The organism is Micromonospora sp. URMC 103 (assembly GCF_051386435.1).
GTDB lineage: Bacteria > Actinomycetota > Actinomycetes > Mycobacteriales > Micromonosporaceae > Micromonospora.
The window spans coordinates 488004-499390 of record NZ_JBPQTR010000006.1; the positions used below are offsets into that span (position 1 = coordinate 488004).

Annotated in this window: 9 protein-coding genes and 1 pseudogene; 2 read left to right on the plus strand and 8 right to left on the minus strand. The window is 70.0% G+C overall.

What is annotated here, in order from left to right; all coding sequences use genetic code 11:
- Positions 1 to 536: 536 nt before the first annotated feature.
- Positions 537 to 839: pseudogene (locus ACSNOA_RS28515) on the plus strand (chorismate mutase); the annotation flags it as partial.
- 119 nt (positions 840 to 958) lie between these two features.
- Here the strand turns inward: ACSNOA_RS28515 and ACSNOA_RS28520 are convergent.
- From ACSNOA_RS28520 to ACSNOA_RS28540, 5 genes are all read right to left on the minus strand, one after another.
- Entirely contained in the window at positions 959 to 1972 is a 1014-nt protein-coding gene (locus ACSNOA_RS28520; RefSeq protein WP_436662871.1) for an ABC transporter ATP-binding protein, read from the minus strand.
- Positions 1965 to 2987, minus strand: a complete 1023-nt coding sequence (locus ACSNOA_RS28525) for an ABC transporter ATP-binding protein (protein ID WP_436663407.1) — start codon at positions 2985 to 2987, stop codon at positions 1965 to 1967. The genes ACSNOA_RS28520 and ACSNOA_RS28525 overlap by 8 nt, the downstream gene beginning before the upstream one ends.
- Before the next feature lie 26 nt (positions 2988 to 3013).
- Positions 3014 to 3991 (minus strand): ABC transporter permease, encoded by a 978-nt coding sequence (locus ACSNOA_RS28530; RefSeq protein WP_436662872.1) that lies wholly within the window; start codon positions 3989 to 3991, stop codon positions 3014 to 3016.
- A 72-nt stretch (positions 3992 to 4063) separates the two neighbouring features.
- The gene (locus ACSNOA_RS28535; RefSeq protein WP_436662873.1) at positions 4064 to 4990 is read right to left on the minus strand and encodes an ABC transporter permease; all 927 of its coding nucleotides are present in this window, start codon (positions 4988 to 4990) and stop codon (positions 4064 to 4066) included.
- A 141-nt stretch (positions 4991 to 5131) separates the two neighbouring features.
- Positions 5132 to 6769, minus strand: coding sequence for a peptide ABC transporter substrate-binding protein (locus ACSNOA_RS28540; protein ID WP_436662874.1), 1638 nt, complete (start codon positions 6767 to 6769; stop codon positions 5132 to 5134).
- A 419-nt stretch (positions 6770 to 7188) separates the two neighbouring features.
- On the opposite strand from ACSNOA_RS28540, the gene ACSNOA_RS28545 reads away from it, so the two are divergent.
- Positions 7189 to 7923: a PIG-L deacetylase family protein gene (locus ACSNOA_RS28545; protein WP_436662875.1), complete on the plus strand. Its 735-nt coding sequence runs from the start codon at positions 7189 to 7191 to the stop codon at positions 7921 to 7923.
- Between the two features lie 75 nt (positions 7924 to 7998).
- Here ACSNOA_RS28545 and ACSNOA_RS28550 read toward each other — a convergent pair whose 3' ends face one another.
- The 3 genes from ACSNOA_RS28550 to ACSNOA_RS28560 all read right to left on the minus strand — a co-directional run bounded on the left by ACSNOA_RS28550 (position 7999) and on the right by ACSNOA_RS28560 (position 11316).
- Entirely contained in the window at positions 7999 to 9171 is a 1173-nt protein-coding gene (locus ACSNOA_RS28550; RefSeq protein ID WP_436662876.1) for a thioester domain-containing protein, read from the minus strand.
- Between the two features lie 190 nt (positions 9172 to 9361).
- Complete coding sequence (locus tag ACSNOA_RS28555; protein ID WP_436663408.1) at positions 9362 to 10048, minus strand: response regulator; 687 nt, start codon at positions 10046 to 10048, stop codon at positions 9362 to 9364.
- Between the two features lie 2 nt (positions 10049 to 10050).
- Positions 10051 to 11316: a PspC domain-containing protein gene (locus ACSNOA_RS28560; protein ID WP_436662877.1), complete on the minus strand. Its 1266-nt coding sequence runs from the start codon at positions 11314 to 11316 to the stop codon at positions 10051 to 10053.
- Positions 11317 to 11387 lie beyond the last annotated feature (71 nt).

An 11387-nucleotide genomic window follows, 5' to 3' on the forward strand; every position in this document is an offset into this window, starting at 1 on the left:
TGCCGCCCGGCGGACACTCCCCGACCGCGCACGCCCCGTGCCGCCCTGCGGTGAGACCGGTTGGTGGGAATCCTTGCGCGCCGCCCCTCAGGGTGGGCATACTCGACGGCGTGTTCGGTCAGCGCTACTACTTTTACTACGGCACCGGGAGTCCGGCAGCCGTAGGTCGCGCCTGATCACAGACCTGCGAGAAAGCCCCGGGCTCCTGGAGCCCGGGGCTTTCTCGTCCTCGGGATCCGGGCACCGGGGCCCGACGTCCGAGGGGTACGGCGATGATGACAGACGTGGCACACCGAAACGGCGGACCGGCACGGGGTGACGGCGACCCGGCCGACGCGAGCGACACCGGCGCGGAGGGCGGTGTCGTGGCGGCGAACGGGAGTTCGGCCCCCGCGGACGGCACCTCGGCCCCGGCGAACGGCGCCTCGACCCCCGCGGACGGCGCCTCGGCCCCTGCGGGCGACGCAAGCGGGAGCGGACCGACGCCGGCCGGACCGACCGGCGACGCGGCCGTCGGCGTCGACGGGGCCGTCGCGGCGGCGGACGGCCCGACCGGCGGGCCCGGGGCCCGGGACGCCGGCACGCGGGAGCCCGCGGCCGCGGCCCGCATCCTGGACATCCGGAAGCGGATCGACGAGATCGACCAGGCGCTCATCGACCTCTGGCAGGAGCGGGCCCGCCTCTCCCAGGAGGTCGGCGCGACACGGATGGCCTCCGGCGGCACCCGGCTGGTGCTCTCTCGCGAGCGGGAGATCCTCGAGCGGTTCCGGACGGCGCTCGGCGCCGACGGCACCCAGTTCGCGCTCCTGCTGCTGCGCGCCGGCCGCGGGCCGCTCTGACGCCCTTCGCTGCGGCCCGTCGCTCGCACCGGCCCGAGGGACCGCCGCCCCTTCGGGCTCCGGATACACGGAACCGCCTGCCGGCGCCGCGTCGGCGTCGGCAGGCGGTCCGGGGTGCGTCAGACCTCGTGGGTGGCCACGATCTCCCGCTTCTCGGCGAAGTGGCACGCGCTCGGGTGGTCCGAGCCCTGCCGGATCTGCAGCAGCGGCACCTGCTGGGCGCAGATCTCCTGCGCCTTCCAGCACCGGGTGCGGAACCGGCAGCCCGACGGCGGGTCGGCCGGCGACGGCACGTCACCCGTCAGGCGGATGATCGCCTTGTGCTCCCGGACGGTCGGGTCCGGCACCGGCACCGCGGAGAGCAGCGCCTGGGTGTACGGGTGCGTCGGCCGCTCGTAGATCTCGTCCTCGGTGCCGATCTCCACGATCTTGCCGAGGTACATGACCGCGACGCGGTCGCTCAGGTGCCGCACCACCGACAGGTCGTGCGCGATGAAGATGTACGCGAGGCCGAACTCCGACTGGAGCTTCTCCAGCAGGTTCATGACCTGCGCCTGGATCGACACGTCCAGGGCCGACACCGGCTCGTCGCAGACGATGATCTCCGGACGCAGGGCGAGCGCCCGGGCGATGCCGATGCGCTGCCGCTGGCCACCGGAGAACTGGTGCGGGTACCGGTTGATGTGCTCCGGGTTGAGACCCACCAGGTCGAGCAGTTCCTTGACCTTCGACCGCCGGCTGCCGCGCGGAGCCACCTCCGGGTGGATTTCGAACGGCTCACCGATGAGGTCGCCGACCGTCATCCGCGGGTTCAGCGAGGTGTACGGGTCCTGCATGACGAGCTGGATCTGCCGGCGCAGCCGGCGCAGGGCGCCACCGGACAGCTTGGAGATGTCCTGGCCCTTGTAGTGCACGCTGCCGGCGGTCGGCTTCTCCAGGTTCATGAGCACCCGGGCCAGCGTCGACTTGCCGCAGCCCGACTCGCCCACCACGCCGAGGGTCTCGCCCTGGCGCAGCTCGAAGGAGACCCCGTCGACCGCCTTGACCTGACCGACGGTCTTCTTGAACACCACACCGCGGGTGACGGGGTAGTGCTTGACCAGCTCACGGACCTCGAGGATGTTCTCAGTCACGGTTCACCAGCTCCTCGGCGAAGTGGCAGGCGCTGGCACGACCGGCGCCGATGTGCAGCAGCGGCGGCACCTTCTCCCGGCAGACCGGCTGCGCCATGGGGCAGCGCGGGTTGAACGGGCAGCCCGGCGGGATGTTCATGAGGTTCGGCGGGAGGCCCTTGATGGTGCGGAGCTGCTGCCCCTTCTCGTCGAGCCGGGGAATCGAGTCGAGCAGGCCGAGGGTGTACGGGTGCGCGGGCTTCGCGTACAGGTCGTACACGTTGGCTTCCTCGACGATGCGGCCCGCGTACATGACCGCGATCCGGTCCGCGACGTCGGCGACGACGCCGAGGTCGTGGGTGATCAGGATCATGCCCATCTGCCGCTCGCGCTGGAGCTCGGCCAGCAGGTCCATGATCTGGGCCTGCACGGTCACGTCCAACGCGGTGGTCGGCTCGTCCGCGATCAGCACCTCCGGGTCGAGCGCCAGCGACATGGCGATCATCGCCCGCTGCCGCATACCGCCGGAGAACTGGTGCGGGTAGTTGCTGAACCGGCCCTTGGCGTTCGGGATCTTGACCTGGTCGAGCATCTCGATCGCGCGCTTCTTGGCGTCCGCGCGGCTCATGCCACGCCGGACGCGGAACTGCTCGGCGATCTGGAACCCGACGGTGAACACCGGGTTCAGGGCAGAGAGCGCGTCCTGGAAGATCATGGCGATGCCCTCGCCGCGGATGCGGCGGCGCTCCTCGAAGGACATGGCGAGCATGTCCTTGCCGTGGAAGCGCACCTGGCCGCCGGTGACGTGACCGGGCGGGGTGTCGAGGATGCCCATGATGGTCTGCGCCGTGACGCTCTTGCCGGAGCCGGACTCGCCGAGCACGGCGAGGGTCTCCCCCGCGTCGACGTGGTACGTGACCCCGTTGATGACCTTGGCGACGCCGTCGCGGGTGCGGAACTCCACGCGGAGGTCGTCGACCTCGAGCAGGCGGCCGGCGGGGCGCCCGGAGGCGCCCGCGGCGGACTGCTCGGACACGAGAATGTCGGACAACTGGATCTCCCCTAGCGGAGTTTCGGGTCGAGAGCCTCGCGGACCGCCTCGCCGAGCATCACGAAGCTCAGCACGGCGGCGACGAGGAACGCGGCGGGGAAGAAGAGCAGGTTCGGGGCGACCCGGATCAGGTCCTGCGCCTCGTTGATGATGATGCCCCAGGAGACCACCGGCGACTTCAGCCCGACGCCCAGGAAGGAGAGCGTCGCCTCGGCGCCGATGAACGAGCCGACCATGATCGTCCCGTACACCAGCAGCGGGGCCAGGCAGTTCGGCAGCAGGTGCTTGAGGATGATCCGGCCGGTGCCGGCGCCCAGCGCGCGGGCCGCCACGATGTAGTCGGCCTCCTTGTTGGCCAGCACCGACGAGCGCATCAGCCGCATCACGACCGGCCAGCTCAGCACGACCAGCGAGGCGATGACGAGGAACTTGACCTCCCACTCGCTGTTGCTGGTGCCGGAGCCGTTGAAGGTCGTCAGGATGACGATCGCGCCGAGCACGAACGGCAGGCCGAAGAACACGTCGGCGATCCGGGAGAGCAGGGCGTCCACCCAGCCGCCGCGGTAGCCGGCGATGATGCCCATCGTGCCGCCGATCAGCAGCGTGCCGATCACCGACAGCAGCGCCACCACGATGGAGGCGTTGGCGCCGTAGATGGTCCGGGCGTAGACGTCCCGGCCCTGGATGTCGTAACCGAACCAGGCGTGCCCGGACGGCTTGTCCAGGCTCCGGCCCAGCTCACCGGCGGTCGGGTCGGCCGAGGTGAACAGCGACGGGAAGGCGGCCATCACGATGAAGAGCAGGATGAAGGCCGCGGAGATCCAGAAGAGCGGCTTGCGCCGCAGGTCGCGCCAGGCGTCACCGAGCAGGCCGCGCGCCTTCTCCTGGCGCGCGTTCTCGGGCAGGCCGGCGTTCGTCGGGGCGCCGATCTCGGTCGGCTGGTGCGACGGCGGTGTGGAGACGATCGACGCAGCGCTCGGGTCACTCATGCCGCCACCTCGCTTCGCTCGGCCCCGGCCTGAGTCGCCGGGCACGCCGCGTTGATGATTCGTTCGCTTCGCTCACTCATAGCGGATCCTCGGGTCCAGGGCGGCGTAGAGCAGGTCCACCACAAGGTTCATCAGGAGATAGACGAGCACCAGGATCACCACGATGGAGACCACGGTGGCGCTCTCCTTCGTGACGATCGACCGGTACACCTGTCGACCGATGCCGTTGATCTGGAAGATGCCCTCGGTGACGATGGCGCCACCCATCAGCGCGCCGAGGTCGGTGCCGAGCAGGGTGACCACCGGGATCAGCGAGTTGCGCAGCAGGTGCACACCGACCACGCGGCGCATCGGCAGGCCCTTGGCGATCGCCGTGCGGACGTAGTCGGAGCGGCGGTTCTCGGCGATGCTCGTGCGGGCGACCCGGGCGACGTACGCCATCGAGATGCTGCCCAGCACGAAGCCGGGGACTATCAGCTCGGAGAGGCGCATCTCGCCCGACACCGTCGGGTTGATGAGGTGCCACTGCACGCCGAGCACCCACTGGAGCACGAAGCCGATGACGAAGATCGGCAGTGCGATGAGGAAGAGCGTGGAGACGAGGACCAGGTTGTCCAGGAAACCGTTACGCCGCAGGCCGGTCACGACACCGGCGGTGAGGCCGATGACCGCTTCGATCACCAGGGCGACCACGGCCAGCTTCAGCGTGTTCGGGTACGCCGTGGCGATGATCTCGCTGATCGGGCGGCCGCTCCAGGTCGTGCCGAAGTCCCCCTGGAAGAGGTTCTTCATGTAGGTGGCGTACTGCACGTAGAGGGGCTGGTCCAGCTGGAACTTCTCGGTCATCATCGCGACGAATCCGGGCGGGCACGGCCGCTCACCGCACTTGCCGGCGAACGGATCGCCGGGCACCGACCAGACGAGCCAGTAGATCAGGAATGTCGTTCCGATGAAGACCGGGACGAGTTGGAGCAGCCGTCTCAACAGATAACGGCCCATGGGGTGGTCCTCCAGACAGGGGGCGCGTCGGCGAAGCGACACGCGTGACGACGTGTCGAGGGGCATTTTGCACCCCTCGCGGAACGGCCCCAGGTCGGGCTCACCTCATAGGTGAGCCCGACCTGGGTCAGACCGTACGGATCAGAGCTCGACGGAGGTGATGTCGATCTCGCCGACGTTGGTCAGCTCCACCTTCTTGATCTTCTCCGAGTGGCCGGACTGCTGGCCCTGGAAGTAGACCGGGATGGACGGAACGTCCTGGTCGATGACCTTGACGGCCTCGGCGAACTTCTCGTGCGAGGCCTCCAGGTTCGGGGCGCCACTGGCCTCCTTGGCCAGCGCGTCGACCTGGGGGTTGCTGTACAGGCCGTCGTTCGAGGAACCACCGGTCACGTAGAGCGGGTTGACCCAGTTCTCCACGTCGGGGTAGTCCTGCTGCCAGCCGGCACGGTACGGGCCCTTCATCTTGTGGGCGTTGATCTGCTCACGGAAGACCGCGAAGGTGGGGATGCCCTCGGCCCGGGCGTTGATGCCCAGCACGTTCTTCACGCTCTGCGCGACGGCCTCCATCCACTCCTTGTGGCTGGCGTCCGCGTTGTAGTAGAAGACCATCTCGCCCTGGAAGCCGCCGGCCTCGGCGAGGAGCCGCTTGGCCTCGTCCGGGTTGTACTGGCAGGCCGTGCAGTTGCCGCCCTTGGCGCCCGGGGTCAGCGGGTTGGCCCAGCTGTCGGCCGGGGTGCGGTTGCCGAAGAAGATCTTCTCGGTGATCTCCTGCCGGTTGACCGCCAGCGAGACCGCGCGACGCAGCTTCGGGTCCTTGAAGCGGGCGTCGTACATCGGGAAGGCGATGATGCCCGTGGACGGCGTGGTCGACTGGATCGCCCGGTCGGCCAGGTCGGCCTTCCACTTGTCACCGGCCAGCGCGGAGACCGGGACCTGCTGCTGGAAGTCCAGGTTGCCGGCGAGCAGGTCGTTGTAGGCCGCCGTGTCCTCCTGGTAGAGCTTGACGTCGACGTCCTTGATCTTCATCTTGTCGCGCAGCTGGTAGTCGTCGAAGCGCGTCAGCTTGATGCTGACGTTGTTCTCCCACGACACGAACTTCACCGGGCCGTTGCCGACCGGCTTGCGGCCGAACTCCTCCGGCGTCTGGGTGAAAAACACGTCCGGCAGCGGCACGAAGGCGCTGTAACCGAGCTTGGTGGGGAACACCGCGGTCGGCGCGGAGAGCGTGACCTGGAAGGAGTAGTCGTCGATGACCTTCAGGCCCGACATCTCCTTCTTGGCCGGCTCCGCGGCCTTCTTCGGCCCCTCGCCGTCCGGGTCCTCCGACTGCACGTCGGCGAAGCCCTGGATGTCGGCGAAGAAGCTCGAGTTCTGCGCGCCGTTCGGCGAGTAGGCGGCCCAGTTCCAGGCCTTGGTGAAGTTCGCGGCCTTCACCTCGGTTCCATCGTGGAACTTGAGGCCCTTCTTGATCTTGATGTTGTAGACCTTGGAGTCGCTGGTCTCAATCGACTCGGCGACCGCGTTCTGCGGCGCGCCACCGTTGTTCGGGTACTCGACCAGACCGGTCCACAGGTAGTCGATGATGGCACCGCCACCGGTCTCGGTGGTGTTCGCCGGAACCAGGGGAACCTCCGGCTCGGTGCCGTCGATGACGATCGCGCCGTCAGCGCTGTTGCCGGCGTCGCCGCCGTCGTCGCTGCCCGAGCAGCCGGACGCGATGAGCGCGAATGCCGCGCCCAGCGCGACCGCGCTACTCGCCCGCTTCGAGACTCTCATTCCGAGGGGCCTCCTCTTTCTAACCTGGTTCCGTCGTGGAGTTCACGTACGTCTGGGGGGTGACGCCAACGGTGGCCGCGTACGCGGGCCGCCGAGAACCACTGGGAAATCGGGACACCCCTGATGTACCGATCCGCCGGGCCACCACGCCCGGCCGGGCTCCGCACCGCGCACGCGTCGGTGCCACGAACCGCTGTCGAGAGCGGGGACCGTGGTCATCAGGCCGTACGGAGTGCCTCACACGGGGGGCGAGGTGCTTGCCACTGTGACACTCACCGGCCGCTTCCGTGAAGGTGCCGTTATCAAGACGTTAGTTGGCCGCCATGTTGCCGATACTTGAGAAAAGATCATGAAACATGTAGGTCATACCGCTGTGAGCAGGTAAGACATGGTCCGGCCACCGCGTACGCTCGGAGTCCGTGAGCTTTCCCGCCTCCGCTCCCCTACTCCCCGACGTCCGCCGGGCGCTAGCAGTTTTTGCCCATCCGGACGACATCGAATTCGACTGTGCGGGCACGATCGCCGGCTGGGTGGATGAGGGTATCGAGATCGCTTACCTCGTTACCAGCCGGGGTGAGTCGGGCGGCTTCGACGACACCGAGCGGGCCGAGATGCCCCGGCTGCGCGAGGCGGAGCAGAGGGCCGCCGCCGCGAGTCTCGGCGTCCGGCAGGTGGAGTTCCTCGACGGCTACCCCGACGGCACGCTCGCGCCGACGGTGCCGCTGCGCCGCGACATCACGGCCGCCATCCGCCGGTTCCGTCCCGAGCGCGTGCTCACCCATTCCCCGCTGCGCCGCTGGGAGCAGCTCACCGGTCCCAGCCACCCGGACCACCTGGCCGTCGGCGAGGCCACCACCTGCGCGATCTACCCCGACGCGCGCAACCGCTTCGCCCATCCCGACCTGCTGGCCGACGGGCTCGAACCCTGGGTGGTCCGCGAGGTCTGGTACTTCGGGGGGCCGCGGCCGGACCACGCCGTCGACATCACCGACCGCTTCGACCGCAAAATCGCGGCGATGCGCGTGCACCGCACACAGACCCAGCATTTCGACGTCGAGACGTGGATCCGCACCCGCCTCACCACGGCCGCCGAGAACGCCGGACTGCCGCCCGGCCGGCTGGCCGAGGCGTTCACCGTGCTGCGGACGGAGTGAAGAGCGGCGCCGGTCCCCGGACACGACGCGGCCCCGGCACCGCGGGAAGCGATGCCGGGGCCGGGGCCGAACGGGTCAGGCGGTGAAGCGGACCTTGCGGCGGCGCATCACCAGCACGGTCCCCGCGCCGGCGGCGAGCAGCAGCACACCGGCGATCACCGCGGTGGCGATCGGCGAGCCGGTCAGCGGCAGGGCTCCGCCGCTGCTGGCCGGCGAGGTGGACGGCGCCGGGGTCTCACCCGGGGTCGACGGCGTCGCCGAAGGCGACTCGCTGGTGCTCGGGCTGGCGCTGGCGCTGGCGCTCGCGCTCGGGGTGGCCGACGGCGTGGTCGGCGCGGCGGTGAAGGTGGCGCCGGCCTTGGCCGTCACCGTCTCGTCGGTGCTGCCACCGAGGATCAGCTTCTGGTGCTTGTTCTTGCCGCCGGTGAAGAGGAACACCCGGCCGAAGGAGACCGAGCCCTTGGCGGACAGCGTCACCTCGACCTTGCCGGCGTCCGCGGCGCTCAGCCAGAACTGGCCGCCGTTGGTGGTCGTGGTGAGAGCCTTGCCCTCGGCGTCCACGGCGGTGCCGCCGGTGACCGCGACCGCGATGTCACCGGCCGGGCCCTGGACGGTGAACGGACCGGCCTTGCCACCGACCGTCGCCGTGGCGCTGCTCGGGTCGACCTTCAGCTCGGCGCGCGGCTCGGGCTGGTCGGTCGCGTTCTTCACCAGGTAGTCGTGGATCCCCTTGACCACGGCGTACTGCTTCTTGCCGAGCAGGCCCTTGCCGTCGACGTACTCACCGAGCTTGATGCCGTCGCTGAACTGCCAGACGGCCGTCTGGGTGCCGAAGTAGAGCAGCTTCTTCGCGTCGGCACCCGCCGGCACGGTCACCTTGGCCGCCGCGAGCAGCTCCGCGGAGTCGGCGTTCGGGTAGCCGTGGGTCAGCACCCACTGCACCTTGCCGAGGTTCTTCACCTCGGACTCGCTCCAGGTGCCCTCCTTGTACTTCCCGTCCACGGCGACCGGCGTGTGGAAATCGATGCAGAAGACGACGAGCGACTTCTTCTCGATCTTCAGCTCCAGCGCGCCGACACCCTGCGCCTTGCCGTTGAGCAGCAGCGTGACGCTGCCGCCCGCCGACTTCGCGGTGCCGACTGCCGGCTCGTCCGCCGCGGCCGGCGCGGCGGCGCCGAGCGCGAGCGCGCCACCGGCGACGGTCGCCAGGGCGATCCGCGCCCAGCGCCGTCCTCGTTGTCCGATCATGAGTCTGGTCTACCTCTCCCCAAGGGTGACCCGCCCGTGGCGGGTGTGCGAGAGCCGCCGTTCCCGCGGGATGCGCACCACCCGCACGCGAGAACGTGACGGGGCATTATGAGACGAAGATTGATCGCCTGTCAGCCCCTACCGGCGGCATCCGTCGCATCTGCCCGAGTTTTCCCGGGAGAGGATTCGATCACACGAGCCGGCGGTCGGCGGCCCACCGGGAGAGTTCGTACCTGTTGGACATCTGGAGCTTGCGCAGCACGTTCGACACGTGGGTCTCGACCGTCTTGATCGAGATGAACAGCTCCTTGGCGATCTCCTTGTACGCGTACCCCCGGGCGAGCAGCCGCAGCACCTCGCGCTCACGGTTGGTGAGCTGGTCCAGCTCCGGGTCGGCGACCGGGGCGTCCGGCCGGGCCGCGAAGGCGTCCAGCACGAACCCGGCCAGCCGCGGGCTGAACACGGCGTCGCCGTCGGCCACCCGGCGGATCGCCGCGGTCAGCTCGTCCGGCGAGATGGTCTTCGTGACGTAGCCCCGGGCGCCGGCCCGGATCAGCCCGATGACGTCCTCGGCCGCGTCCGAGACGCTCAGCGCCAGGAACTTGACCTGCGGGTGGGTACGCCGCATGGCCTCGAGCACCGCCCGCCCGCCGCCGTCGGGCATGTGCACGTCCAGCAGGACCACGTCGGGCAGCGTCGCGGCGATCCCGTTGACCGCCTCGGCCACCGCGCTGGCCTCACCCACGACCTCGACGTGCGCGCCGAGTTCGGCCCGTACGCCGGCGCGGAACATGGCGTGGTCGTCCACGAGGAAGACCCGCAGCCGCTCGGCGCGGGCGCCCGCACCCTCGACCGGTCCCATCGACTGCTCCGCCATCGTCATCTGTCCCTTTCCGCTGTGGACGGGTCACCGGAGATCGGCAGGATCAACCGGATCTCGGTCCCCTCGCCCGGCTCCGACCGGATCTCGGCCCGGCCGTTGTGCCGCTTCATCCGCCCGATGATCGAACCACGGACGCCGTGCCGGTGGTCCTCCACCGTATCGGGGTCGAAGCCCTTCCCCCGGTCCCGGACGAACACGCTGATCTGGTCCGGTTCCACCTCGGCGTACAACGAGACCGTCTGCACCCCGGCGTGCCGCGCGGCGTTCACCAGTGCCTCGCGGGCGGCCGCGACGAGCGCGCCGACGCGCTCGTCGGTCTCGCGGTCCCCGACCACGACCGCCTCGACCGTGATGGCGAAGGTGTCCTCGACCTCGGCCGCGGCCTGCTCGAGCGCCGCCGCGAACCGTTCGGTGGGCGACCCGGTGGGCTTGTAGAGCCAGTTGCGCAGCGAGCGCTCCTGCCCGCGGGCGAGCCGCTGGACCATCTTGATGTCGCTCGCGTTGCGCTGGATCAGGGCGAGGGTGTGCAGCACCTGGTCGTGCACCATCGCGGCCAGCTCGGCCCGCTCCTGCTCCCGGATGCGCCCCTCGCGCTCCGAGCGGAGCTGGTTGTACGTCCGCCACAGCACCGGCGCCGCCACCACGCCGACCCCGGCGAGGCCGACCAGGGCGAAGATGACGCCGTTGATCACCGCGTCGAGGTTCTGGGCCGGGGAGTAGACGGCGGCCACGCCGATGATGCCGACCGCCACCAGCACCCCGCCGCCGATGAAGCGCAGCACGAACGCCCGCCGGTCGCTCTCCTCGACGACCGCGCCGAGCCAGGGCACCGGCAGGGCCTCGCCCCACTGGCGCCGCCGTTCCGGAGCGGACTGGTGCCAGATCACCCCCGCGCCGACCGCGATGATCGCGACCAGCCAGCCGGCCGTGCCCGCCGCGCCCACCGAGTCGAAGACCATCACCTGCACCAGGAGGACGCCGAGCCCGATGGCCACGAAGGGCAGCAGCTGGCCGATGTCGCGCCGGGGCGGCACACCGGTGTCGCCGGGCCGCAGCGGCACCACCGCCCAGAAGGCGGCGTAGAGCAGCAGGCCGAGACCGCTCAGCCCGAGCAGGACCATGAAGGCCACGCGTACCCGCAGCACCGAGATCCCGAGGTGGTCGGCGATGCCGGCGGCCACCCCGGCGGCCATCCGGTGCTCCGGTGCGCGGTAGAGGCGCGGTGGCGGGCTCACGGTGCTGATCGGAAACTCCCTGGTCACGGGGGCGGCGCCGGTGCGGGCCCGGCGAGGAGCGCAGATGGCCGGCACGTCGCCGGCACCCATTTTCGATG

Coding starts and splice junctions, on each gene's coding strand:
- ACSNOA_RS28530 (WP_436662872.1), bottom strand. CDS start 3,991: ATGAGTGACCCGAGCGCTGCGTCGATCGTCTCCACACCGCCGTCGCAC.
- ACSNOA_RS28535 (WP_436662873.1), bottom strand. CDS start 4,990: ATGGGCCGTTATCTGTTGAGACGGCTGCTCCAACTCGTCCCGGTCTTC.
- ACSNOA_RS28540 (WP_436662874.1), bottom strand. CDS start 6,769: ATGAGAGTCTCGAAGCGGGCGAGTAGCGCGGTCGCGCTGGGCGCGGCA.
- ACSNOA_RS28550 (WP_436662876.1), bottom strand. CDS start 9,171: ATGATCGGACAACGAGGACGGCGCTGGGCGCGGATCGCCCTGGCGACC.
- ACSNOA_RS28555 (WP_436663408.1), bottom strand. CDS start 10,048: ATGGCGGAGCAGTCGATGGGACCGGTCGAGGGTGCGGGCGCCCGCGCC.